20 protein-coding genes, 2 tRNA genes and 1 pseudogene are annotated in these 26,545 nt (G+C 46.8%); 1 reads left to right on the top strand and 22 read right to left on the bottom strand.

The window, feature by feature from the left end; all coding sequences use genetic code 11:
- Nucleotides 1-278 precede the first annotated feature (278 nt).
- From A3GG_RS0102415 to A3GG_RS0102395, 5 genes and pseudogenes are all read right to left on the bottom strand, one after another.
- Nucleotides 279-926: a DUF4294 domain-containing protein gene (locus A3GG_RS0102415; protein ID WP_018357736.1), complete on the bottom strand. Its 648-nt coding sequence runs from the start codon at nucleotides 924-926 to the stop codon at nucleotides 279-281.
- A gap of 159 nt (nucleotides 927-1,085) precedes the next feature.
- Nucleotides 1,086-1,586, bottom strand: a complete 501-nt coding sequence (locus tag A3GG_RS12585) for a nitroreductase family protein (RefSeq protein WP_248637643.1) — start codon at nucleotides 1,584-1,586, stop codon at nucleotides 1,086-1,088.
- Between the two features lie 241 nt (nucleotides 1,587-1,827).
- A complete protein-coding gene (locus tag A3GG_RS0102405; protein WP_018357734.1) occupies nucleotides 1,828-3,456 on the bottom strand; it encodes a fumarate hydratase in 1,629 nt (542 codons plus the stop codon).
- A 97-nt stretch (nucleotides 3,457-3,553) separates the two neighbouring features.
- A pseudogene (locus A3GG_RS0102400) lies at nucleotides 3,554-6,160 on the bottom strand (AAA family ATPase); the annotation flags it as partial.
- Between the two features lie 32 nt (nucleotides 6,161-6,192).
- Entirely contained in the window at nucleotides 6,193-7,398 is a 1,206-nt protein-coding gene (locus tag A3GG_RS0102395; RefSeq protein WP_018357732.1) for a metallophosphoesterase family protein, read from the bottom strand.
- Nucleotides 7,399-7,939: 541 nt separating this feature from the next.
- Between A3GG_RS0102395 and gltX the strand changes: the two genes are divergently transcribed.
- Nucleotides 7,940-9,448 (top strand): glutamate--tRNA ligase, encoded by a 1,509-nt coding sequence (gene gltX / locus A3GG_RS0102390; protein WP_018357731.1) that lies wholly within the window; start codon nucleotides 7,940-7,942, stop codon nucleotides 9,446-9,448.
- Nucleotides 9,449-9,606: 158 nt separating this feature from the next.
- Here the strand turns inward: gltX and A3GG_RS0102385 are convergent, their stop codons facing one another.
- From A3GG_RS0102385 to A3GG_RS0102300, 17 genes are all read right to left on the bottom strand, one after another.
- On the bottom strand, nucleotides 9,607-11,151 hold the full coding sequence (locus A3GG_RS0102385; protein ID WP_156808648.1) for a ComEC/Rec2 family competence protein: 1,545 nt from the start codon (nucleotides 11,149-11,151) through the stop codon (nucleotides 9,607-9,609).
- Nucleotides 11,152-11,168: 17 nt separating this feature from the next.
- Nucleotides 11,169-11,825, bottom strand: a complete 657-nt coding sequence (rpe, locus tag A3GG_RS0102375; protein WP_018357729.1) for a ribulose-phosphate 3-epimerase — start codon at nucleotides 11,823-11,825, stop codon at nucleotides 11,169-11,171.
- A 5-nt stretch (nucleotides 11,826-11,830) separates the two neighbouring features.
- A complete protein-coding gene (locus A3GG_RS11655; protein WP_018357728.1) occupies nucleotides 11,831-14,065 on the bottom strand; it encodes a RelA/SpoT family protein in 2,235 nt (744 codons plus the stop codon).
- Between the two features lie 129 nt (nucleotides 14,066-14,194).
- Nucleotides 14,195-14,266, bottom strand: a tRNA-Glu gene (locus A3GG_RS0102365).
- 65 nt (nucleotides 14,267-14,331) lie between these two features.
- Nucleotides 14,332-14,589 carry a 30S ribosomal protein S20 gene (gene rpsT / locus A3GG_RS0102360; RefSeq protein WP_018357727.1) on the bottom strand — a complete coding sequence of 86 codons (258 nt, stop codon included), beginning with the start codon at nucleotides 14,587-14,589 and terminating at the stop codon, nucleotides 14,332-14,334.
- A 41-nt stretch (nucleotides 14,590-14,630) separates the two neighbouring features.
- A tRNA-Glu gene (locus A3GG_RS0102355) sits at nucleotides 14,631-14,702 on the bottom strand.
- Between the two features lie 145 nt (nucleotides 14,703-14,847).
- On the bottom strand, nucleotides 14,848-15,117 hold the full coding sequence (rpsO, locus tag A3GG_RS0102350) for a 30S ribosomal protein S15 (RefSeq protein WP_018357726.1): 270 nt from the start codon (nucleotides 15,115-15,117) through the stop codon (nucleotides 14,848-14,850).
- Nucleotides 15,118-15,735: 618 nt separating this feature from the next.
- Nucleotides 15,736-17,262 (bottom strand): helicase HerA-like domain-containing protein, encoded by a 1,527-nt coding sequence (locus A3GG_RS0102345; protein ID WP_018357725.1) that lies wholly within the window; start codon nucleotides 17,260-17,262, stop codon nucleotides 15,736-15,738.
- Nucleotides 17,263-17,326: 64 nt separating this feature from the next.
- Nucleotides 17,327-18,688, bottom strand: a complete 1,362-nt coding sequence (locus tag A3GG_RS0102340) for a TIGR00341 family protein (protein ID WP_018357724.1) — start codon at nucleotides 18,686-18,688, stop codon at nucleotides 17,327-17,329.
- Nucleotides 18,689-18,703: 15 nt separating this feature from the next.
- Nucleotides 18,704-19,828 (bottom strand): [FeFe] hydrogenase H-cluster maturation GTPase HydF, encoded by a 1,125-nt coding sequence (gene hydF, locus A3GG_RS0102335; protein WP_018357723.1) that lies wholly within the window; start codon nucleotides 19,826-19,828, stop codon nucleotides 18,704-18,706.
- Nucleotides 19,829-19,911: 83 nt separating this feature from the next.
- Nucleotides 19,912-21,330, bottom strand: a complete 1,419-nt coding sequence (hydG, locus tag A3GG_RS0102330; protein WP_018357722.1) for a [FeFe] hydrogenase H-cluster radical SAM maturase HydG — start codon at nucleotides 21,328-21,330, stop codon at nucleotides 19,912-19,914.
- A 24-nt stretch (nucleotides 21,331-21,354) separates the two neighbouring features.
- Nucleotides 21,355-22,356 (bottom strand): [FeFe] hydrogenase H-cluster radical SAM maturase HydE, encoded by a 1,002-nt coding sequence (gene hydE / locus A3GG_RS0102325; protein ID WP_018357721.1) that lies wholly within the window; start codon nucleotides 22,354-22,356, stop codon nucleotides 21,355-21,357.
- Nucleotides 22,337-23,827 carry a monomeric [FeFe] hydrogenase gene (locus A3GG_RS0102320; RefSeq protein WP_018357720.1) on the bottom strand — a complete coding sequence of 497 codons (1,491 nt, stop codon included), beginning with the start codon at nucleotides 23,825-23,827 and terminating at the stop codon, nucleotides 22,337-22,339. The genes hydE and A3GG_RS0102320 overlap by 20 nt, the downstream gene beginning before the upstream one ends.
- 135 nt (nucleotides 23,828-23,962) lie before the next feature.
- Nucleotides 23,963-24,211: a GlsB/YeaQ/YmgE family stress response membrane protein gene (locus tag A3GG_RS0102315; protein WP_018357719.1), complete on the bottom strand. Its 249-nt coding sequence runs from the start codon at nucleotides 24,209-24,211 to the stop codon at nucleotides 23,963-23,965.
- A 25-nt stretch (nucleotides 24,212-24,236) separates the two neighbouring features.
- Complete coding sequence (rsmD, locus tag A3GG_RS0102310; RefSeq protein WP_018357718.1) at nucleotides 24,237-24,776, bottom strand: 16S rRNA (guanine(966)-N(2))-methyltransferase RsmD; 540 nt, start codon at nucleotides 24,774-24,776, stop codon at nucleotides 24,237-24,239.
- Complete coding sequence (locus tag A3GG_RS0102305; RefSeq protein WP_018357717.1) at nucleotides 24,767-25,609, bottom strand: DUF3822 family protein; 843 nt, start codon at nucleotides 25,607-25,609, stop codon at nucleotides 24,767-24,769. The genes rsmD and A3GG_RS0102305 overlap by 10 nt, the downstream gene beginning before the upstream one ends.
- An 88-nt stretch (nucleotides 25,610-25,697) precedes the next feature.
- Nucleotides 25,698-26,411, bottom strand: a complete 714-nt coding sequence (locus A3GG_RS0102300) for a hypothetical protein (RefSeq protein ID WP_018357716.1) — start codon at nucleotides 26,409-26,411, stop codon at nucleotides 25,698-25,700.
- Nucleotides 26,412-26,545 lie beyond the last annotated feature (134 nt).

Below are 26,545 nucleotides of genomic sequence, written 5' to 3'. Positions count from 1 at the left end.
AAATCACATTGTTAATAAATCACATTCCTCATTTTTCAGCAATCGTCAGCGTGTAGTTTGTAATCGTTCATACGCTTCCACCACTGGAAGACAACGATATACTAAATAGGTAAATGATTGGGCCACAATTATTAAGCCATTTAGCTAGAGCATAAGACCATTTAGTGTATATAAATGGTCATGCAATTAGGCGAGGACGGTAAAGGGATGACTAGCGAAGGTTGATGCCCTCGCCTTATCATTATCAGCAGATGTGTAAAACTAATTATTGATGGAGACTATATATATCCTCGCTCTACCATGATACAAACTCGCTCTATGACAGCATCTTCCCCTTCAGGCTCCCATGTTGTCTTGAGAGATGCACCAAAAGTATTTGCCAAGGTATTCCAAAAACCTGCGGAGAAACGACCGAGAAAGGCATCAATAAGACCGTAACTACTAGTTCCGGTCTCACGCTCTATCAATTTTATCAATAGCTTTCCTTGGTTTAGCGTCAGTTTTCTAAGCTGCGGGGTAAACTGCTTCAATAGATCCTTTTCAAGCTGACGCACGTGCCGTGTCTTATCACGCTCCGTTGGCAGAGTTTCCATATATTCATAGGTCTCCATCAAAGTCGCCGATACGATTTTGGCAAAAGGAAGAGCCTTCTTTACGTCTCTCACCAAGCGACGATACGCCAACTGTTGTTCCCTAGTATCTAGTCTCAGTGGCTTAAATATATGCACTACAGGAAGAGAGAGATTGGGCATAGTATCACCATCGAATACTGTAGCTGGCACAATATAACCCTTAACCACAGGCGCAGGGATACTACTCTTCTCTACCACTTGGGCTACAACAGACGGGCTCACTGCTATAAAAAACAGCAAGAGTAAGAAAAACTTCTGTATATAACTTCTATTACCCAATATAATACGACTCATTTAGGAATCCGAGACAAAGATAATCCATTTTATGCCTATAGACTCAACTTTCATACTCTCTTAGCTTTATTTACCACACATTAAGCAATATAAAAACTCCCCCACCCACTTGTCTCATGGGTGAGGGAGAAAAACAATAACCTAAATCAACTATGTTACTTATCCAAATACCTTTAGCAATTCATCCATCGAGGTCTTGGGCTTGACCTCTGGGGTATCAAGTGGCTTTCCAAATGGCATGTGTGCGATAAACTCCCACGCCTCAGGTGCCCCTACTTGTGCCTTAATGGCGGCATCATCAATACCGATATAGTGCTGAAGACTTGCCCCAAAGCCAAGCTCCGTCAAGCCCAACCATACTGCCCATTGGTGCGACCCCTGAACCTGTTGAGCCCACTTTGCAAAGTTCGCTGCGTAGAGCGGCATCTTTGCACTCAATCCCTCAGTGATTGTAGACTCCTCAAAAAATAATACAGTACCTACACCGCTCATAAAGGAGTCATGAATCTTACCCTTAGTGCCAGTATTGTATAGCTCCTCACCTATCTGCTCAATCAGGATTCGCTCCACTAACTCCCAGTGCTTGCGGTGGGCATCACCCGTTAGTAATACCATACGTACAGACTGGCTATTAAAGTGTGTCGGTACACCTCGCAGCACTGCCTTCAGCAAGTCCTCAACCTCCTCCTGAGGAGACACCCACTCCTAAAGCGTAATGGCTTCTCCGTTTTAGTGCTACATCTAGCACCTTCTCTATATTCTTATTCATCATCTAATCTTATTCCGTAATATATATGTCTCTGCTCATGAAACAGATATTTACTACTTATTGTTCTACAAAACCGAGGTGGCTGCAGAAAGAATTCTTCCCGCAGCCACCTCGCTATACAATTTATATGACTTACTTCAATGGCTTGAGTTGCTTAAAGAAGTCGTTACCCTTATTATCCACAAGGATAAAGGCAGGGAAGTCCTCTACCTCTATCTTCCAGATAGCCTCCATACCCAATTCTGGGTACTCTAGCACCTCCACGTGTTTAATACTCTCCTGTGCTAAGATGGCTGCAGGACCACCGATACTACCTAGGTAGAAGCCTCCATACTTATGGCAAGCATCGGTGACTTGCTGGCTACGATTACCCTTAGCAATCATCACCATACTGCCACCATTCTCTTGGAACAAGTCTACATAGCTATCCATACGACCAGCCGTAGTCGGGCCAAACGAACCAGAAGGCATTCCCTCTGGAGTTTTAGCTGGTCCAGCATAGTAAATTGGATGATCCTTGATATACTGTGGCAAGCCCTCGCCCCTATCTACTCTCTCTTTGAGTTTCGCATGTGCGATATCACGACCTACGATAATAGTACCACTCAAGGATAGACGAGTAGAGACTGGGTACTGATCTAGCTGAGCAAGAATATCCTTCATCGGACGGTTCAAATCCACCTTTACAACCTCACCCTCAAGACCATTGCGGTACTCCTCTGGGATAAGACTAGCAGGGTTCGTCTCTAGTTTCTCAATCCAAATACCCTCCTTATTGATCTTAGCTTTAATATTTCTATCGGCAGAGCAGCTCACCCCCATACCAATAGGCACCGATGCGCCATGGCGTGGCAGACGGATAACACGAACGTCATGAGCAAAGTACTTGCCACCGAACTGTGCGCCCAAGCCCATCTTATGAGCCTCTTCAAGTAGCTTAGCCTCAAGCTCCACATCACGGAAAGCCCTACCATACTCATTACCTGTAGTAGGCAGTTCGTCATAATACTTAGCACTAGCCAGCTTCACTGTCTTAAGGTTCGTCTCTGCCGAAGTACCCCCAATCACAAAAGCAAGGTGATAAGGCGGACATGCTGCCGTACCCAAGGACTTCATCTTCTCTACTAGGAAAGGCACCAATGTCTCAGGGTTGAGTACCGCCTTTGTCTCCTGATACAAATAAGTCTTATTGGCCGATCCGCCACCCTTAGCTATGCAGAGGAATTTATACTCGTCTCCCTCAATTGCCATCAGGTCTATCTGCGCTGGCAGATTTGTCTTAGTGTTCACCTCCTCATACATACTCAGCGGTGCATTCTGCGAGTAGCGCAGATTATCCTCCTGGTACGTATCATAAATACCATGCGAGATAGCCTCCTCATCCGTGAAGTTTGTCCATACCCTTTGTCCCTTTTTCCCTAAGACAATGGCCGTTCCTGTATCTTGGCAAAAGGGCAACAACCCCTTAGCACTCACCTCAGCATTGCGGAGGAAAGTCAGTGCCACAAACTTATCATTTTCTGAAGACTCAGGATCGTTCAATACCTTCAGCACCATTCTCTGGTGGTCTGGACGGAGATAGAAGCTCACATCGTGAAACGCCTGCTTCATCATCTGACGAATACCCTCATACTCCACCTTGAGTATAGTCTCCCCCTCAAATTCCGAAGTACTCACATACTTATCTGTCAATAAGTAGTACTCTGTCTTCTCCTTCCCTAGTGGGAACATCTCTTGATAATGAAATTCCTTACCTGCCATATATACCTAATTATAGTGATTAATTTTCCCTCATCAAATTTACTACATTTCTAACACCTAGACAAGATTTCCCTAATCCGAACGGAGGGAATACCGTCTAGGCTCCCTTTATCACAATCTTGCTTCCTCCCCTACCATTGCTCTGCACCTGAATCTGAGTAGAGATACGTTCGTTCATCTCCTGCACATGCGAGATAACACCTACCAACCTACCCTGCTGGCTTTGAAGGCTCTCCAAGGCATCGAGCGCTACCGCCAAGGTATCGCCATCCAGACTACCAAATCCCTCATCTATAAAAAGGGACCCGATACGCATGTGACGACTAGAAAGAGACGACAGCCCAAGAGCAAGAGCAAGAGAAACCAAGAAAGTCTCGCCTCCTGACAGAGAGAAGACCGTACGCTCCTCATCCATCATATAGGTATCCACTACCACGAGGTTGAGCGAATCGGGATCCACCTGTTTCAGTCTATAACGGGGCGCTATCGTCTGCAAATGCTTATTGGCATACCCCAATAGATTGGAGATCGTATAGCGCTGAGCTATCTTAGCAAACTTATCACCCGAAGCGGATCCCAGCAAATCATTGAGCTGCGCCCATAGCTTTACTTTTGGCGCCTGTGCCTCTCTCTGAGCTATCAATTGTACCAACCTCTCTCGTGTATCGCTATCCTTAGCCAATTCTAGAGCCATCTCTTTTTCCTCTGTTGCAAAAGTCTTGAGTTGCTGTTCCACCTGTTGCATCTGGGCCTTCACTGTCTCGGGAAGTAGAGAGTCCACTGGTTTATCCGAATGCTGTATATGCTCTTGAAGTAGTCTTTCACGCTCTTGGACTACGAGTATTGCTTTCTGCAATTGCTCATCAAGGTGCTTCAACTTCTGTCTTCCCGAGCTTATCCACTTACTATCATGCGCCAAAAGGGTGTCCAGTTCCGCAGTGCTCAGACTGTCCTCTCTGTCAGATAAGAAAGTGCTCACGGCATCATTCAATGCAACAAGAGTAGTCTCCAATAGCTTCTTCTGCTTGGAGAGCTCGTCGAGCTTAACTGACGCTGTTTTCTCAGCCAATACCTTTTCTAACCGCTCTCCAGATAGCTTATCATACTCCTTTTGAGCAGACTTCAAGGCTTTAGCCTGCTCCTGAACCACACTATCCACCGCCTTTCCATCGAAGTAGGCTTTGCGCTGTGCCTCAATACTTTTGTAAGACTCCTTTACCTCAGACAGCTCCTTCCTTGCTTCCTCCTCCAGCTGTACCGACTTCCGAAGCCCCCCTATTTCCTCTCGCAATCCTTCCGCCTTCTCTCGTAGCTTCAAGAGACGAGCCGAAACCTCCTGTCGTTCCTCCTCCTCAGCAATCGGAGCTTGCTCACTCGCAGAAGGATGGTGCAGCGCACCGCACACTGGACAAGGCGTACCATCGACCAGCTTCGACCTTAGGTGCGATACTTCGACCGAGAGAGAGCGCTGGAGCACCTCCATCTGCTCACTAACCTTAGTAATCTCTGCCTGAGTCTCTTGTAACGCAAGCACTTGGCGACTTAATTGCTCCGTACTCTTCGCTTTCAGCACGCGGTTCAGCCTCTGGCTATCCTCCTTCTTTTGTTGCAAAGCCACATCAAGACGCCTTGCCTCACTCAGCATAGGTTCGCTCTCTGCAATTACTTCCTCTGCCGATACCATCCGTATTTTTGCCTCATCAATCTTGGTGTCCATAGCCACAAGGTCAGCTTGGAGGTCATGCAGTTCCTGCTCCAGTTGCTGTTGTTCATACTTATTATCTTTGAGTTGCTGTTCCTTATCCTTCTTCTCCTTATAAGTAGGAGCGATAGGTAATACAGCTTCTACCGCATTCAGTTCGGATCGAAGAGGATCGGCCGAATCATGTGCTTTACGAGCTGAGGACAATGCTATTTTTCCCTCCTCTACAGCACGTGTCCTTCGAGAATGCTCCTCCAACCATGCCAGACTACTCTTGCAAAACTCCTTCTGTTTACTCAGTTCCGTTTGCGTTTGTGCAATCTCCTTGAGTCTGCTCTGCTTCTCATGCAATACCTCCTCCGGTAATGGCATCAGCTGATTTATTTGGCTATCTAACTGCTCAATCGCAGCCTGAGCCTCTCTATTTCTTTCATAGAGACGCATAGATATACGACGGTAAATATCGGTACCCGTTACTTTCTCTAAGATCTGAGTCTTCTCGCGCTCCTCTGCTCTAAGGAAAGCTGCGAAGTCGCCCTGAGCAAGGAGGATGGTTCGTCGAAACTGATCGAAAGATAGTCCCACCAAGTGCTCTAGTTGCTCCCTAAGTTCCCGATTATTACCTTGTAATTGATGGCCGCCCTTTAGCTCCGTTACAGCTATTTGCTCACCCTGTATACGTCCCGCGGGTTTACGTCCTGCACGCCATACCGACCAACGACTACGATACTCTAGTCCATCTACCGCTTCAAAGTCCACTTCGGCATACCCTTCACCCATACCACGTCTCAATATTCGGCGGGCATCCTTGGGCGTTAGCTCCTCATCTCCTTCTCGCTTTCCACTAGCGGCTACTAGTCTAGGTACCTCGCCATAGAGCGCTAGCGTAATAGCATCGAGCAAGGTACTCTTTCCTGCTCCTGTGCTCCCAGTGATAGCAAATAGCCCTGCCGATTTCAATGGCTCCTGACCGAAGTCTATCTCAAATTCCCCCTCAAGAGAGGCGAGGTTCATCCCTCTTACTGCCAATAGCTTCATATGTCCTCGTCTTCCTGTATTTCACTAATTACCATGGATAGTAATGCCCGCATCTCATCGGGCATCTCAGCCCCGCCATATCTTTGGCTGAAAGCCTGCTCAGCCACTTCTAGCTCGGATGCACGCTCCAACACCTCTAGCGAACGCAACTCCTGCCTCCCTACGCTAGAGGGGTATAGAGGCTGAGCCAATACCAACCTTGCCCGTTTCCCCTTAAGCGCTGCCTCCAGCTCTGCACGCAAAGCAGGCTCTGGCTCCGATAGCTCCACCAGCACCCTAAGCAAAGGCGCTTCTTTGGCTAGTTCTTCACCCTCGGAAAGGTCGGGGAGAGCGCTAATCTCATCTAGCACCTTCTGCTTGCTATTAGGACCAATGGTCTTCAATTCTAATGGTGAAGGGTAAGAAATAGTACGCACTTCTGTGCACTCATTATCCAACTCTGCTAGGAGTACCCCTTGGCTGTAGTGCTCCTCAGTGAAGGACATAGGGAGAGGTGCTCCAGAATATCGTATCTGCTCTGTCCCCCCTACCCTCTGAGACCTATGGAGATGCCCCAGAGCAGTGTAGGCTATGCGCTCCGAGAAAGCCTCCACAGGGACATACTCCAGACCGCCTACAATAGCCCTTTCTGAATGGTCATCGGGAAGTACCTCTCCGCCTACTACATGCAGATGCCCCATAGCGATGATAGGGGTACAATCGTTAGGCACTTGCGCCACTAACTCTTGATAAAACATCCGCACCCCATCGGCATAACCCCTATCTGATAAATAATCCCCCTGTCTAAGGTAGGGAACAGCCAAACAAGTCCCGCCTCCTCTTAGGGGAATCATAAGAGAATTGTAGTCTATAGTCCCTTCTTCTGTCTTGCGCACTACCCCTCTCACCTGAATATCCAATTGTTCGAGAAGCTCCCTAGGGGCTTCTAGCCTAGAAGCGGAATCGTGATTACCCGCGATAATCACGACCTGAGGCCGATGTGCCAAGGTAGACAGTTGAGCTAAAAAACGATAGTAGAGTGCACTAGCACGCGCTGCAGGATTCGGACTATCGAAGATATCCCCAGCTACTAATAGCAAATCGGGCTCTTCTTGTACCAATTGTGCCAAAAGCCAGTCCAAAAATAATGCCTGTTCCCAATGCCTATCCACACCAAGGAGCGACTGACCCAAGTGCCAATCTCCCGTATGTATTATCTTCATAACGTCTCTATGCTAAAGAGTAACTCCCCCTCTCAATGCTCAAAGATAACGATTATCAATGGAAATAAACAATCAGAAAACTAAGACAAAACAAAGCTCTGCAGCACCTCAAGAATACACCCAATCCAAACGTCTATCGTATATTCCCAAATAGCTCATAGGCAAGTACTTGCAACGAATCGCGCTTGCGGTAAAATTTATTCCTAGGAATAAATTTATTTTTCTGTACAAATAAAAATATTTATCTCTAGGAAAAGTTTTATTTATTCCTAGGAATAAATTTGGCTACTATGGCTATTCACAGTGAGCGCTCGCCAGAGGCGCAAACAAGGGTATATAGTCAATGAGTATAGGCAATTAACCCCGGAGGTTCGTAACCCACCATCTGAAGGGGACTTATGCTGTTATGTGGCAGTGGAAATAGCCTCCTTCAGGGGGTTGGGGGCTTATTACAAATTTAGGCTTATGGCTGTAGTAACCTGCAGTGTATTTTAGTATCTTTGTCGTGTCGTTTAATAATGAAGTAAATTACGAATCAATTATGGTAAGAGTAAGGTTTGCGCCCAGCCCTACGGGTGCTTTGCATATTGGCGGTGTAAGGACTGCCCTCTTTAATTATCTCTTTGCACGCCATCATGGAGGCACTATGATACTGCGTATCGAGGACACAGATAGTAAGCGATTTGTCCCTGGTGCTGAGGCATATATCGTGGAGTCGCTTCGGTGGCTCGGTATCGGAATAGATGAGGGGATAGGGACGGACAACCAGCCTATGGGACCTTACCGCCAAAGTGAGCGTAGAGAAATATATAAGGGCTACGTACAGGAGCTCTTGCAAGCTGGGAAGGCGTATTATGCTTTCGACACAGTGGAAGAGCTAGAGGCAGCACGTAACGCAGCAGATAACTTCAGCTACGATGCGCTCACTCGTGGCAAGATGAGAAATAGTCTATCGCTACCAAAGGAAGAAGTTGAGCGCCTACTAGGGAGTGGGGCTGAGTATGTGGTGCGCTTCTTGGTAGAACCAGATAGGGATGTGGAGGTGCAGGATCTGATAAGAGGTCGTGTGGTGATTAATTCTAACATCCTCGATGATAAGGTACTCTACAAGAGCAGCGATGAGCTTCCTACTTACCACCTTGCCAATATCGTGGATGACCACCTGATGGAGGTAACTCATGTGATTAGAGGTGAGGAGTGGTTGCCAAGTGCTCCGCTACATGTATTGCTGTATGAGGCATTTGGCTGGAAGGCACCTGAGTTTGCCCACCTCTCTTTAATCCTAAAGCCTACAGGCAATGGTAAGCTCAGCAAACGCGATGGAGACAAACTGGGATTCCCTGTTTTCCCACTAGAGTGGGTAGACCCTACTGATGGCGCAGTATCTATGGGCTATCGTGAGCAAGGCTATTTGCCCAATGCGGTAGTCAATTTCCTAGCTCTACTTGGGTGGAACTCTGGTACAGAACAGGAGATTTTCTCGATGGAGGAGCTGGCAAAGCTATTCACGCTTGATAGATGTAGCAAGAGCGGGGCTAGGTTTGACTTCGAGAAGGCAAAGTGGTTCAACCACCAGTACATTCAGGAACTCTCTTTGGAGGAACTCTCTAAAATAGTTCGCCCAATGCTGGAGGCTGACGAGCTATATCCATCTGAAGAAAAACTACAAGAAGCCATTGGGACAGCGAAAGAGAAAGTGCAGCTACTACCCGACTTCGTTCGCGAGATTCGCTACTTCTTTTTAGCTCCTGAGACGTTCGAGGAGAAGGGAATGAAGAAGCACTGGAAGGAGGAGACACCTGTATACATCCGCGAGATGATAGCTCTACTAGAGTCTCTAGATAAAGAGGCTTCGGCAGAGGAGATAGAGCGGGCTCTATATGCACGCATCAATGGCGATGAGTCGCTACCAATGGGCAAGGTGATGAACGGCATGCGTATGGCACTAGTGGGCGAAGGTCGTGGCGCAAAGATTCATGAGATTATCCATGTCTTGGGCATTCCTGAGGCGATAAGGCGTATGAAATATGCTCTAGAAGTGAATAAGTAGGGCCTTTGCACGAAAGCAAACTACGGCGTCGCTTTCGTGTAACATTCTCAAGTAAGACGACAATACTAGGAAGGGACTAGGAGAGAAGTGCATGTATGAGGACTGAGATTTGCAGACCTCGTACATGCACTTCTCTTTGTTGCCTTAATGGCTAAAGCCTACCAGAAAGTTTCTCTTTGGGTGGCCTTGCTATGCCACATCCTATGGCGAAAGGCGTATTGATAGAACTTCCGATAGAGGAGGTATACGAGGGGATAATAGAGAAGCAGGACGAGTGGATGCAATTGGGCATGAAGATTGATGCCGTAGTACTCTGGAGTAAAGAGATAAGTTAGTGTTTCCGTAGCGGAGGCAAGGTAGCGGAGGACAACAAGAAGGAATGTGGGAAGGCTCCCAAATACTTGTACTATTAGGAAGCTAAGGAGTGCAACAGGGATAAGAAGGCTTGTGAGAATCGTTATAGGGATATTGCTCCATAAGAAGCTTAGGGAAGCGGCACCAAAACTGGTAAGGAGTATTGGTAGGACTCCGACTTGGGCAGATAGACTAATAGCGATTAGGGTAGAAAGCCATTGGAGTCTACGGTTGTGTGGTCTAAGATATAGCTTTATGAGAAAGGCAAAGGTATAGATGCCCCAAACGGCGCTAACACTGAGGAGTAGACCGATGCTATAGTACGCAAAGGGGTTGTGGAATAGGAGGAGTAGCAGGATAAGGGAGAGCATTTGGATGGGGTCGACAGGGCGTTCTATCAACTTGGCTCCTAAGATGATGCTACTCATAAGAAGCGCACGTACGGTGGCAACTGAGGCACCAGTAAGGATGGTATACAGGACGAGGGAAAGGAGGATGAGCCCATAACGGTAGTGGCGATAACGATGGCGCCAAAGGAGTTTGCCCATAAGGAGACTTAGGAGTCCATAGACAATACCGAGGTGGTAGCCACTAACGGCTAGGATATGAGCTACACCCGAGGCGGCAAACTGCTTCTTTAGGTCTTTGGAAAGATAGGATCTATCACCTAGGGCAAGGGCATAGATTAAGCCTCGATCTTGCCATGGGATATGGCAATGAGCTTGTAGCTCAAAGCTATCGATAAGGTATTGCCGGAACCGCTGTAGACGACTGATAAGCGGTGGATGGGACATTGGCTGGAGGGTGTGAAGGGTATGGAGATGTCCTTCGGCTTGGACGCCTTCGCTCTTGAGGTAGTTACGGTAACCTCGACTCGTAATCGTATGGAGGGATGAGAGGTCTAGGGTTGCCAGCCCTTCTTTGCCATAGCAGTCTGGTATCTCTTTGGGAGAATGGAGCTGAATCGTGAGCCATTGTCCCTGTGGTAGCTGTATCTGAGCTTTGTACTTTATTTGGCTCTCGGCACTAGCTCCTATGGGGTAGAGGATACGTATGGGTGCCTGATAAAGGGTGCTCCCTAAGGGAAGGCGATCAATGGGTCGGGCACGTAGTGAGAGGTAAGCGCCAAAGAGAATACCCACGATAGAAAGCCACATGAGTAGCTCTATCGTGGGTATTCTCTTTGATAATATCAGTGCTATGATGGATGATGCACCTAGCACAATGCTGCCCCATAGGAAGTAACCACTTTCATAGAGGACAATACCGAGGAGGCATCCGATGAGGAGCCTAAGCGCAGGGCGATGCCGATAGCCTATGAGTGGGAATAAGGGGGACTGGGGTGTCAAGGCATGCGTGCTGTAGGCTAGGCTTGAAGGAGTTGGCGTATGGTCTCGGCAGGATTGTCCGACCCAAAGACGTAGCTACCAGCCACGAGAGCTTCGGCTCCTGCTTGGAACAGCTGTGGAGCGGTGATATCATTGACGCCACCATCAACTTCGATAACGACATTAAGGTCTCGCTCATCTATCATACGACGGAGCCTAGCTACCTTGTCGAGCGTCTGGGGAATAAATTTCTGTCCTCCGAAACCTGGATTTACGGACATAAGCAATACGACATCGAGATATGGGAGGAGATCATAGAGCTGTTCTACTGGTGTATGAGGGTTGAGTACGACCCCTGCCTGCATCCCTGCGTCATGAATTTGCTGCATAGCCCTGTGAAGATGTCGGGAAGCTTCGTAGTGCAAAGTGAGGAGGTCGGCTCCTGCATCTGCAAAAGCGGTGATATACTTCTCTGGTTCCTCTATCATGAGGTGGACATCAAGCATCTTGGTGGTCGCCTTGCGTATAGCATGAACCACGGGTATGCCAAATGAGATGTTGGGAACAAAGCGACCGTCCATGATATCGAGGTGAATCCACTCTGCCTCACTGGCATTGAGCATCTCGATATCTCGCCCAAGATTAAGGAAGTCAGCGGATAGTACCGATGGGGCAATTATTCTTTTTCTCTCCATAGTATTTAGTTGTTGATAACATGTATTCGCAATAAATCATTCTCTTCTTTGAGTCTGCGGATCAGATAGTTTAACTCCGACAGATTGGGCACACGTACCCTGATCTTACCGATAGCGCGATCGATAGAGCTGGAAAACTCTATCTGAATGAGTGGAATATGCAGCTCTCTAATAGAATTGAGGATATTAAGCACAAAGCCGTCTTGATTGACGCCCTCCACCTCCAGTGTGACACCGAAGTTGGAATGCACATGAGAACCCCATGATACCGCAAGTATCTTATCGCCATGGCTTGCTTTGAACCTTATAGCATTGGGACAGCTCTTCTTGTGAACCTCTACTTGGTTCTTATCGTTTAGGAGCCCATCTACCTCATCTCCGTAGATAGGCTTACAGCATAGTGCACGGATATAATTGCGACGCCCATCTCGAGCCGTAAGAGTATACATCTTCTTGCGGTCTTCTAGAGGTACGCTCGGCACCTGAGTCTCATCGGAGTCGAGCCATAGTTGCCTATCCTCGCCACCGTATCCACCTTTTTGGTGCAACTCTAATAACTTGTGAATCAACTCTTCATCAAGATTAACTTCACCCCTTAGCACAGCGAGATAAAAATCGTCTACACTGGGGAAGTTAAGAATAGAGCCCATGTGTGGCATGACTTCCGAGATATCGTACTCGTGCTCTCGCAAGAAAGCCTCCAGCATATTCTTGCCACGCTCTACGTCTTTACGTCGATTATTGATGAGATAGCTACGAATAGCTCGTTTAGCTTGTGGACTAGTGACGTAACTGAGCCACTCTACCCGAGGCTGGACTTTAGAGGCAGTGAGCACCTCTACCTGATCGCCATTGTGAAGAGGGTAATCAATGTTCACCATACCGTGATTGACCTTGGCACCAAGACAATGGTTGCCAAATTTCTCACCCAATCTATAGGCGAAGTCTAGTACTGTGAAGTCTTGCGGCACACGCATCTGCTCCCCTCCTTTAGTAAAGATGAGCATATCCTGTGTAGCGAACTTATACATCATGGTCTCGTAATCGTCCGAAGCACTAGGCCCAGGATTACTCAGTAGTGCACGAACATTATTGAGGATAGTCTGCTCTATCTCATCGACCTCCCCGGGAGTCTGCTTGTATCTCCAGTGTGCGGCGAGTCCGCGCTCTGCCATCTGATGCATTCGATAAGAGCGAATCTGTACCTCTACCCACTCACCCAATGGTCCCATTACAGTGATGTGCAGAGCCTGATAACCGTTTTCCTTTGGTTTTGTAAGCCAATCTCGGGTACGGTCATCCTTAATACGGAAGTGCTTGCTTATAGCTCGGTAGATACGGAAACAGTCGTCGTACTCAGTTTCAGGAGAGTTTGGAAAGAAGACGATACGTATAGCATAGAGGTCATAAATCTCACTGAAAGAGAGCTGTTTGCTAGTCATCTTCATCCAGATAGAATAGATGCCCTTCATCCTATGCTGTATCTCGTACTGCAGCCCAGTACGATCCAAGTCGTCCTTCACCTCGGCATAAAACTCCTGGAATAGCCTCGATCTCTTTGGTCCACTCTTCTCTATCTCCTTCTGAATCTCCTGATACTGTTGTGGATGGTCATATTTGAGCGATAGATCATTGAGCTCGCTCATGATATCATACATACCTAGTCGCTCTGCCAGAGGTGCGTAGAAGAGGCGTGTCTCAGAAGCAATCTTCACTTGCTTAGTCTCCGGCATACTTCCCAGTGTACGCATATTATGCAGACGGTCGGCAATCTTGACAATAACGATACGAATATCATCATTGGCTGTCAGTAATAGGTGACGAATATTCTCCAGCTGCGCCGAAGCATTCTCCTTACCCATCATCACTTCTGCCAATATCTCTCCCGATAGTTTGGTTAGTCCGTCTACAATTCGCGCTATCGTACTACCAAACATATCTCGGATATCCTCTACCGAGTAGTCTGTATCCTCCACCACATCATGGAGCAAGGCAGATGCTATTGAGGTAGACCCAAGCCCTATCTCGTTACAACAAATACTAGCGACAGCTATAGGGTGCAAAATATATGGCTCCCCACTCTTTCGCTTTGCTCCCTCATGTGCTGCACGTGAAAGGTTAAATGCCTTAACGATTACATCAGTGCGCTTTCGATGATTGGAATTAAGATAGTCGGCCAAGAGTTGATCAAAAGCCGACTGAACTACCAATCCATAATCTTGCTCAGTTTGTATACCCATACTTTGACTTGCTCCCCTACTTGTCTACCAAACAAAAGTACATAAAAATGAGGACATGCACCAATACTATAGCTTAGTACATAGTGAAAAAGAGTGCTACGATGATACCATCGTAGCACTCTTATATCGTAGCCCGTAGGGGAATCGAACCCCTCTTTCCAGAATGAAAATCTGATGTCCTAGCCGATAGACGAACGGGCCAAACCTATAACGACGCTATCTGTAGTGTGCTATTTCAGATTAGCCCCCAAACGCTTCTCCACGGCTTAGACAGCCAGGGCATTAACATGCTGTGCAAGAGAACTCTTGAGGTTGGCTGCCTTATTCCTATGAATCCTACCCTTAGATGCCATACGATCTAGGAGAGAATTAAGCTCTGGCAACTTGCTCTGAGCCTCAGCAGCATCTGTAAGTGCGCGGAAGTCACGAACAGCATTACGCATCGTCTTACCATAGTAACGGTTGCGAACACGCCTAGTGCTACTCTGTCTTACTCTTTTTAGCGCAGACTTATGATTTGCCATATTCCTTGTATAAAACTTCTGTTATTCCTAATAAAAACCTGTAGCCCATAGGAGAATCGAACTCCTCTTTCCAGAATGAGAATCTGGCGTCCTAGCCGATAGACGAATGGGCCAATTTCAAAGCAATCCGTGCTTGAGTCTCTCAAAACTCGTTCATCACCTTTGCGAGTGCAAAGATACAAAACTTTTCCGAATCTCCAAAACTTCTCGAAAGAAATTTCAATCTAAACTCAAGCTCGCTTCCAGACGCTCCTGGAATCAACGACGAATGCCAAGCTCTTTGATGATGTGGCGATACCTTTCGATATCCTTCTCCATTAGATAATCGAGCAAGCGGCGACGCTTACCTACCAACATCTTAAGTGCACGAGACGTATTATAATCCTTTCGATTTGACTTCAAATGCTCAGTCAAATGCGAGATACGGTAGGAGAACAATGCTATCTGGCTCTCAGCGGAACCAGTATCAGTGTTAGACTTCCCGTGCTTCTCGAAGATCTCTTGCTTCTTCTCTGAATTCAAGTACATGACTTTATCCTGATATAATTAAACAAAACAACCATGACGCTCTCTCGAACGCTACCTACGCTTAGGTGATTGCTCGGCAAAGATACAAAAAATTGCCAAAGCGACAAACCAATCACCGACTAAGTTTTGAACAATTGCCCCTATACACTACTATTCTACCTACTACCGCCCAATTATGGTCACGTATAGCGATGAGCACAGACACGCCTCTTCCGAATCATTATCACCCACTTACACAATAACCTCACAGCAGTAGCAAAGCCAAATTGGGCTAGCGGTCAATTCCATAAGCCGAACTATAGACCAATTAAAGCGTGCATACTTTATTCCACTCGCCTGAGTAAGAGAATGCACTTGCCTGAGCAAAAAAAAGTCCCTCGCGGGAGGGACTAGAGTTTCTCCCCTGAGGGACTGGAGTCTCTCCCCTGAGGGACTAGAGTTTCTCCCCTGAGGGACTGGAGTCTCTCCCCTGAGGGACTGGAGTCTCTCCAGCGAGAGACTTATATAAAACTAGGGAGGACAGTGGGAGCATATACGTTATCGTAATCTTGATGATTAATACAACGACCCCCTCCATTCAGTCCAAACCTTGAGCAGTTTAGAGAATATAATCGATGGCTATCGCTTGCGTCCGAAGAAAGTTCCAAAGATGGTGCGTGTAATCTCTCGTCCTATCTGCGTAGTCAGTTGGCGTTTGGTTGTCTTGAAAAGCGTACCCAGTGCTTCCTCCACAAAAGACTTAGGCTCATTTTTCTTAGCCCTTGCGGCTTCGGCTTCAGCCTTTTGCTGTGCTCTCAATTGCTTCTCACGCTCCTTCTGCGCTTCGAGCGCATCTGCTGCCTCTTGGGAAGCGAGCATCCGTGCTGTAAGTATCTCTTGAGCGCTTTCAGGGTCTACCTCTTGGGCGTACTTACTGAAGAGGGACGACATCATCATAAGATTTTTACGCTCTATTTCGCTCAGAGGTCCTATGAAACTCTGAGGCGGAAGAATAGCTACCCGTTCGGTAATACCAGGGGCTCCCTTGGGTTCCAGCATACTCACTATAGCCTCTCCTGTACCAAGCCCCATGATGGTCTCCTGCATATCGAACTTAGGATTGGGGCGAAAACCATCGGCAGCTGCCTTGATAGCCTTCTGATCTTTAGGGGTATAAGCACGCAAAGCGTGTAGCACGCGATTGCCCAGCTGTCCGAGCACACTCTCGGGCACATCCGAAGGGGTCTGCGTGATAAAGTAAATACCAACTCCTTTGGAGCGGATTAGACGGACTATTTGCTCCACCTTCTCTAGCAGTACGGGGCTAATATCATTGAATAAGAGATGAGCTTCATCGAAAAAGAAAACCATCTTGGGCTTATCTAAATCCCCAACCTCGGGCAGATTCTCAAATAAATTGGAGAGTAACCATAGGAGCAGTGTCGAATATATCCTTGGCGAACGGCTTAGCTGGTCCGCAGCAAGGATATTAACGACCCCTTGCCCGTCTACTTGCCGAAAGAGGTCTGCAGGGTCAAGATCCGGCATACCGAAGAACTGATGCCCACCCTCACTTTCCAAGCGCATAAGTGCACGCTGAATTGCCCCTATAGATGCAGGAGAGATATTACCATAAGTGGTGATAAACTCCTTACGGTTGTCCCCCACAAAGCGCACCATGGTCTGGAGGTCATCTAGGTCTATCAAAAGGAGCCCTTGCTCATCTGCAATACGGAATATAATATTGAGTACGCCACCTTGGGTCTCATTAAGCCCTAATAGGCGCTCCAACAACAAAGGGCCTAAACTAGATACTGAGAGGCGTAGAGGATTACCCTTTATTCCGAAGACATCCCAAAACTCTACGGGACACCCTGCATACCTATAACCCCTCTCCTCTAGTCCGTACTGCGCTACACGATTCGTAACGCTCTCCTTATTGCCACCCGCCTTGGCAATCCCAGAGAGATCTCCCTTCATATCTGTGGCGAATACAGCTGTACCCATCTGGCTGAAGGTCTCAGCAAGAGATTGTAGTGTCACGGTTTTGCCCGTACCTGTAGCTCCAGCGATAAGCCCATGCCTATTCATCATCTTGGGGACAAACCCCACGAATCCCTCGCCACTATGCCCGATGAGTGGCAACTGCTCCTTATTCTCGATCATAATTACCTTTCTTTCTTAAATACAACTCTGTCCAAAGATAGCAATATTACCCAGACTTGAAGTGTTATCTGACTTTCTCAATGAGCACTTCTGGATTTTCGAAACGCACAGAGAGCCATCTCCTGATCACCTTTTCCTGCTCTTTACTAAGCGACTTGGTAATACGCAAGCGAATAAATGGCAAGGTATCGACTTGCATGGAATCGGTACTAAAACAATAGAGTTGGGCTACCTCAACTTTCGATACCTGATCAAAGAGTTGCTTCACCTCAGCACTTACATCTTGGCACTTTCGGTAAAAAGCTTGCTCCTTATTGAGCTGCAATTGAAGCGAGTCATTTCTCAGCTGTAGGAACTGGGCAACACTCTCCGAAGAACTCTTCTGTTGCTTCAAATCGCTCAGGATAGAGTGCCTTACTTCCTCACTCATGCTCTCATCATAACCTTGCCTTATCTTCAGCTGGGTATTACGCAGTCCGTAGTCCACCAAACGCTTCTGAAGCAGCAATAGATCACTCTCCTCCAAGCGCTTACCTATCATAGAAGCCGTAATAGTATTGATGCTATCCCCTCTATTGTATTCGTACTTAAGAAGGAAGCTATCCTCCATAACCATTTCGTTCTTAACAAAACTGGCAACCCTCTGCTCCTCTATGCTCTTGCTAATCATCTGGGATGCCAAGTACACACTGGGGATTGTAGTACAGAGGACAATCACAATCATCCAGCGATTTATACGCTTACCATGCTGGGGATCGACGTAGGTAAACTTTCGGAAGTTGAGGAGCTTGACCATCACATAAGTGGACAGGCAGATAAATACGGCATTGAGGATAAATAAGTAGAGCGCCCCAAAGAAGTAAGACATCTGCCCTGTCCCCAATCCATACCCTGCTGTACAGAGCGGTGGCATCAAGGCTGTAGCAATAGCTACTCCAGGGATGACTTGTCCTTTGGTACGGGTGGCACCCGCCACAATACCAGCGATACCACCAAGTAGTGCAATGAAAAGATCATAGACTGTAGGCTGAGTACGAGCCAATATCTCGGACTGAGCTGTAGATATTGGGGTAATCAAGAAGTAAAGCGTGGAGGTAAGAATAGCGACCCCAACGGCAAAAACGAAATTGCGAAGGCTCCTCTTCACTAGTTCGTAATCGACAATCCCAAGTCCTAGCCCTAATCCTATGATAGGTCCCATAAGGGGTGAGATAAGCATAGCTCCGATAATCACTGCAGTACTATTCATATTAAGACCTATAGAGGCTATAAATATAGCACATATCAGGATCCAGACCCTAGCGCCCCTAAACTCCACATCGGCACGAATCTGTTCTATCGTTTGCTCTTCATTTTCCTTCTCCCTATTGAGGTCGAAGTACTTTTTCAGCCAAGCCTTTAGAGTAACGTTGTTGGTCTCATTCATGATATCTATCTTTTATTATTGTGGCAAAGCAATTCTAGATAATATTCCTTGGATAGCAGCAATCGCTATCCCGTAATTAGTCATGGGTACACTCTGCGCTACCGCCATATCTTGACGATTGAGTAGGTGTTGGCGATTAAACATACAAGCCCCACAGTGGATAACGAGGTCATACTTCGTAAGATCTGCAGGGAAGTCGTTACCATTAACATGGTCAATAACTAGTCCTTCTCCGTACTTCTTCCGTAGCATCATTGGGAGCTTTACACGCCCAATATCTTCGGAAGTGGGTGCATGGCTACACGCCTCAGCAATCAAGACACGAGCATCAGGTGCTAAGTTGTTGAGTGCTTTTGCTCCTGCCAGTAGTTCGGGCAGAGACCCCTTATAGGCACTCATGAGTACCGAAAAGGAGGTCAGTGGCACCCCATCCGGTACCATCTCCTCTACTTGCTTAAACACTTGTGAATCGGTAATCACGAGATCAGGCAATACCGAGAGCTTATTGAGTGCAGGCAAAAACTCCGATGGCTGGAGACAGAGCATCTGACATTGCTTATCCAAAAGCTCTCTAATCGTTTGCACTTGAGGCAATATGAGTCGACCTTTAGGGGCAGCACTATCTTGTGGCATTACTAGGATTACAAGATTGCCAGCCTTCACCAGTGACCCAGTAATAGTATGCTCCTCTGCCTTTGACTCCGAAAGCACTTCGGCAAGCATAGAGATAACCTTAGCTCTTCTCTGAGGAGCATTATACTCCTCATTATCTCTACTAGATTGGATAGAGATGACTTTGGCACGAGGATACTCCTGCTCTAATCTGGTATCCACCTTAGCTCCATGGGGGACAAGGCAGAGAATCACATCGGCACGGCGAAGCGCACGCTCTGTTGCCTCCATTCGTCTCTGTCCCAATAAGGTTTCATCCCCTACTCCGGGAGTATCGACCAAGACAACAGCACCAATACCTGGCAGTTCCACAGCCTTGGAGACCGCATCGGTAGTAGTTCCAGCAATATCGGATACCACCGATGCCTCCTGACCGAGGAGGAGATTGAAGAGGCTCGACTTACCGCTATTTACCTCTCCGTATAGTACTATGTGGGGACGATCTCCTTGGGATATCTTCTGTTTCATACCGACAATAGCCAACTTATTCAAGTCCTAAAATATACTTTATCTTTCTCAGACAGCTCATTACGCTTACTCAGAAAGAACTGCTAGAAGCGGAAGTCGCGCTCGCCCTCTTTGATACGCTTAATCCTCTCGGCAGCTATGGAGCGGACTTTGAGGTGCGGGATATGCTCTAGCTCGTCCTGGATTGCCTCTTGGGCAAGAGCTCGAGTAGCTGGGGAAGCGTAGTCTTCTATATACTCTTGAAGGGTCATGAGGGCATTGGGACCACAGCAATTTCCAATCTGTCCGCTCTTACAGAGCTGCATAAAGCGGTCTCCGGTACGTCCCTCTCTATAGCATGCAGTACAGAAACTAGGCACATGTCCCTGTTCTAGTAGCCAAGCAACCACTTCGTCGAGGGTACGATGGTCGTTGACCTCGAACTGCTGAGAGTTCTCTGCCTCAGAGGGAGAAGCATACCCGCCTACCGTAGTACGAGAACCGCCACTTACCTGAGAAACACCTACATGGAGTGCTGCAGAGCGTACAGATTCCTTCTCACGTGTAGAGACGATAATACCAGTATATGGGACTGCAATACGTGCTACCGCAATGATGTGTAAGAAGATATCATCGGGAATGGAGTTGGGGAAATCTTCTACATCAATATCATCGGCGGGACAGATACGAGGAACACTAATGGTATGGGGACCTACCCCATATTTAGCCTCGAGGTGCTCGGCATGCATCAATAATCCTATAAAGTCGTAGAGATAAGTATTGAGCCCGAAGAGTACGCCGCAGCCTACATCATCAATTCCTCCCTCCATTGCTCTATCCATTGCCTCTGTATGATAGGCATAATCGCTCTTAGGACCTGTAGGGTGTAAGGCTTCGTAGTTGGCTTTGTGGTAGGTCTCCTGAAAGAGAATATAGGTACCAATACCCGCCTCGTGAAGGAGGCGATAGTTCTCTACCGTAGTTGCAGCAATATTGACATTGACACGCCTGATGGCTCCGTTTTTATGCTTGATGGAGTAGATAGTCTTGATAGACTCTAGGAGATACTCCATGGTATTGTACTTAGGATGTTCGCCAGTCTCAAGAGCGAGTCGTTTGTGCCCCATATCTTGCAGTGCGATTACCTCGTTGCGAATCTCTTCCTGTGTAAGCTTACGTCGAGGGATACTCTTATTCTTCATGTGATAGGGGCAGTAGGTACAGCCATTGACACAATAGTTGGAGAGATAGAGGGGCGCAAATAGCACGATGCGCTTGCCGTAGAAGCGATGTTTGATTTCATTGGCTAGGTCGGCGGTAGCTTGCCTTATCTCTGGATCTGTAGCAAGAAGAAGCACAGCCGCTTCGCGATGCTCTAGCCCCTTGGCTTGGCGCCCTTTCTCTATAATTATACGCTGAAGGGCAATGTTGTCCTTATTAGCTTCGGCATAGGCAATGCTATCGAGGATCTCACCATGGTGGATAAACTCCTCTGCTTTGGATGAAAATTTATCGTATTGCATATATCATATTAATGTGAATAGCGGCTACAGTGTAGTGTAGCCATATTGAGAGAGCTCTGCACGGAGCAAGGTGAGCCCTTCGGCAGCTTCACTACCTGTGCGAGCTTTGTTATTGTATAGCGAATAGTAATCCCTATATGTAGGTGGTGAGAGATTGGGCATCACTACATTAGCTCCTGCATCTAAGGTTTTCCGACGACCATCGGAAGCTAAGGACGCTACTGCAGTAGTAGCTGGAATATTAGCATTGGGGCAAATGAGCCGACAAAGTGCCACCATACGGAGGGTAAGATCAAGACTGCCACTAGGATAGTGGCGAAATGGGGTATCATTGTGGGGGATAAAGGGACCAATACCAATCATATCTGGCTGAAACTGTTGTATAAAGCATAGATCCTTAGCTAGATGGTGGAGGGTCTGCCCTGGGGAACCGACCATACCACCTACGCCCGTTTCGAACCCTATTGCTTTGAGAGCGCGAAGCGCCTCTAGGCGAGTGGCAATGGTCTGATCTACTGGATGTAGTTGCTGGAAATGAATGGGATCTATGGTCTCATGCCGAAGGAGATATCTACGTGCACCTGCTTCGTAGAGAGCTTGGTATTCGTCCATCATCATCTCTCCCAAAGATAGTGTGATGGTAATATCAGGGTAGCTCTTATGTATTTGCGTAATGAGTTGCACTAGTCTTTCTCCCCTCCAATAGGGGTCTTCACCTCCCTGAAGTACGAAGGTCTGAAACCCTAGCTTTGCTCCTATCTGACACGTCTCTAATATTTCATCGTGCGACAGACGATAACGCACCACCTCTTTATTGCCACTTCGGATACCACAATAATAACAATTGCAGCGACAATAATTGGATATCTCGATAAGGCCACGCAGGAACACTGTGTACCCTAATCGATTCCTCGCCACCTGCCCAGCTATCTCTTCGATCTCGGTAGTTGGCAGAGAAAGAAGGGAGAGGAAATCCACTTCAGACAACCTCTCCCCATCTTTGAGTTTATTTATTAATATCTGCATAGGTGAGGTCAATCGTCTCCATCTCCTTTTGCAGTTGTTTCCTGCCGGAGACAATATCATTATGAGCACTTGGCCCATGGATACAGCCACCTGGGCAGCACATTACCTCTACAAATTGGCCTCCAGCTTTACCCTTAGCAGCATAGCCCTTTAGCTTAGCAATAGTACGCTTGTCAAGGTTGCTAATCATCTCAGTAGATATCTTATCTACCTTATCCGCCGTTGCTGGATTGGTACGCAAATAGCTCTGAACGGCACCCATAACTCCTCCATTTGCAGCGAATCCATGAGCTTCACGCACAGAGGTAAACTCAGGCACAAAGCGCTCCTGAGCTTTGAGGTCGATATCCATGCCATCAAATATAGAGGCTAGCTCTTCGAAAGTCATTACATAGTCTACCTGCTGACCAGGGCGTCGAACTTCTTTGCGCTTCGCAACACATGGGCCAATGAATACGATCTTGCTATCTGGATACTTCGCTCTTGCTCTCTCCGCAATATAATACATTGGAGACTTTGAGTCTGAAACGTAATCGTGGAGCTTTGGAATATGCTTATCGATTGCCTCGTAGAATGATGGACAACATGAAGTAGTCATAAAGCTTTGACCAGACTGTAGCTTTTCGATAAGCTCATGCCCTTCGTGCTCAACGGTATCCATAGCACCCTGAGCTACCTCCAATACATCATGGAAGCCAAGCCCCTTGATAGCGCTATATACCTGCTGATGCTCTGCATCGTACTGTGCCAATATTGCTGGTGCCACAAGAGCGATGACTTGCTTGCCCTCACGGATATCCTGCAGGATATCGAAGACCTGAGAAATCTCGAAGATAGCACCAAAGGGGCATGCGTTTATGCATGAACCACAATAAATACACTTATCTTCATTGATATGCTCTATACCACGCTCATCTTTGCTAATAGCCTTAACCGGGCAAGACTCCTCACAAGGCACTGGGATATATACAATAGAGTGATAAGGACATGACTCATGGCACCTACCACAGCTTATACACTCATCGTGGTTGATTTCGGCCTGACCATTCTTCTTAAAGGAAATACACTTCTTAGGACATGCATTGTAGCAAGCTTTGCTTACACAACCACGACAGAGATTAGATACCTCATAATTAATGTCCACACAAGATGTACAAGCTTCGTCTACCACACACAGTAAATTTTGCTTCAGTACCTCCTTGCGCTCAAGAGCCATTGTAGCATATTCTGATAGTGGAGTAAGCTCATCCTTCTCATCCGACATATCTAGTCCCAAAAGAGGTAGCATCTTATACTTGAGTACTGCACGCTCCTTGTGGCGACAACAACGAACCCGATCCTTACCGAATTTGGGAATCATCTCTATTGGAACCTGATCTATCTTCTCGACCAATTGACTTTCATGCCATAGTCGCACGAGCTTTGCCAAAAGCTGGTGTCTGATTATCATCACATTATTGGAGTACGCCATACCAATCTTAATTTCTTATGAAGTTACAACTATCAATTACGAGTGCAAAGATAAGCTTTTTTAGCATATCCAAGAAAGGAAAAGAGTGGTAGAAGACGTATCTTCCACCACTCCGCACTATAAAATATTGTGTCTCTATTCCTTTTTAGAGAAAAGACGACCAATAAAGATCAGGATACATGCACCGATAATAGCGATGATAAGGTTAATCCACCAACCACCACCAGTAGCGATACCAAGCATATCAAACACCCATCCACCTACTAGACCACCTAGTAGACCGAGGATGATATCTACAATCCAGTGGCGACCGCCACCAGGCATAATCCAGCTAGCTAGTGAGCCAGCTATAAACCCTGTAATAAGAGAACCAATTAATCCCATAACATCTGTGTATTATATATTAATATTACTTTGTGAAAAATGAGAAGTGGACAGAGCCATAACGACGAACTTCCACAAAGCACTCATTATCACCAAAACTGATATCCCGAGGATGCTCTACTATCAGCAATCCATCAGGCGCAAGTAAGCTACTACCGAGTATCATGCCAGGCAAGTCCGGTAGCTGAGGAAGAGCATAGGGAGGGTCAGCAAAGATTAAATCGAAAGGCTGATCCGCCCGAGACTCTTCTATATATTTAAGTGCATCTCTCGTCTGCACTTTATGGTTATGGTCAGAGAGGGCATCCTCTACTGACTTTATAAACGAAGCATGGCGAGGATCTTTCTCTACTGCAAGTACCTCGTGTGCACCTCGCGATAGGCATTCGAAGCCAATACTACCACTGCCTGCGAATAAGTCTAGTACTCGTGTTTGCTCCCAATCAATCCTATTTGCCAAGATATTGAACAACCCTTCTTTTGCCATATCGGTAGTAGGGCGTCCTTTGAAACTCGTAGGGAGTGGGAAGCGGCGCTTCCCGTATTGTCCACTAATTATACGCATAGTAGCTGTAATACAAGTTGTTGATGTATGGTCGTAAGCACCTTATTCTGTTGGTATTCCTTTGAGAGATATGGATAGCTATTCCACCTCACATCACTAATTATATCTCCGAGTAGGCTAAGCAACTTCCCTCTTCCCTCAAGGCTATACACCAAGAGAGGTGTATCCTGAGGACTAAACTTAAACTGCCGGTAAAGAGCTGTCACATAGTATAGAGTATCAATATCGCTAGCCACCTTATATCTATTAGCAAGCAACAACCGTCCTTCTGTAGCGATTACGACATTAATGGACTCTCCGAGATGCATCAGTATCACCACACGAGGCACGTCACGACGAGTAAATGTAACCGCCAATCGTATCAGCGGAACAATACAATGGGTATACGAAGGGATAGAAAACGAACGCTGACTAAAATCAAAGAGCTCCTGGCTTATCGAGTAAATTACAGTAGAGCGCTCCTCCTCCATATCGATAGACATTACCCTACGACCACTAAGTCCAGTAGCAACTCCTAGCCATTCTTCTTTAGAAGCGCTTCCTAATAAATCTTGAGGTACTACCACAAACGAGCTACTATCCTCTACGCTTATCACAGTACTCTTGTAAGGCAATGCAAATAGAGGATACTCCCAAAAGAGCTGTTGCATCCCTCCATCAGGATGGTTGACTAACTGTGCAGTAGCAGTATAAATAGTAGAGTTGTCATCGATAGGGCGAGCTGCATACTGTATTTGGGCACGGCTTACTACCAAGTACGCCTCCATATTAAGTGCCTTGTCGGCAGAGTATGAAGCTTCACGCTTAGGATCGATTGTGATTATATTACCCACCTCAATATTATATTATCGAAAAGCACACCCCAACACCTCACGCATGAGGTACAGAGGTGTGCTTTCTTAAAATCATGTAGGCACTAGATTACTCCCAGTTACCTGCGTAGTTATTAATCTCAGTTAGCGAACCGACCTTTAGACCAGGGAACTTACCGATCTGTACCTGCTTGTCTGTAAGATTACGCAACTCAGTGTTATTGAGGTCACCTAGATATACATCGTAAGTAGTGCTTGCTTCAAACACCTTGATATCAAAGCCTGAAGAAGTCTTCACGCTAGCAGTATCCATAGCGAATACAGCACCGTTAGAGAAAGGAACAATACCGAGCTTCTGAACATCGAAATCAGGACGATCCCTAAATACTGCAGTCTTTGCTAGTTCTGGCACGGTATCACGAACGAAAGAAACACGCTTACCGTCAACAATGCTAGATAGACCAGCAGCCTCAGCTTCAGCCCAGTTGCCCGTCGCCATTGCCTTACGGACAATAGCATTTGCTTTTGCCTCAGTCATACCATCCTCGAGCTGCTGCTCAGTAAGCTCCATCACACGGAAGATAGTAGTCACCTTACCCGTCTCGAGCCAGCTACGTAGCTCCTCAAAGTTGGCAGCATGCACATTATGTGCCTGCTTGTAAGCTATCTGAGCTGCACGGATATCCACTAGTTCCTTAATCACTGCACGCTCACGAGCTGTCTTGGTCTTATCAAAGTCCGCTGGCACCTGGATACTGTTATACACAGCCCACCCCAGACCAATAACCGCTAAGGCCAACAAAATTTTCACTAAAGTCTTCATACCATCAAATATATTTGTTATTTTGCATTCACAAACAATCAACGCTCCATCTAGAGGAGAAGGAATTCCTTCTCATACTCACAGATAGTCTGTACAAAAGTAGCAACATTTATTCAGACTTCCACAGAAATGAG

Source organism: Porphyromonas levii DSM 23370 (genome assembly GCF_000379925.1).
GTDB classification, from domain to species: domain Bacteria; phylum Bacteroidota; class Bacteroidia; order Bacteroidales; family Porphyromonadaceae; genus Porphyromonas_A; species Porphyromonas_A levii.
This window is presented reverse-complemented; position numbering and strand designations above follow the sequence as displayed.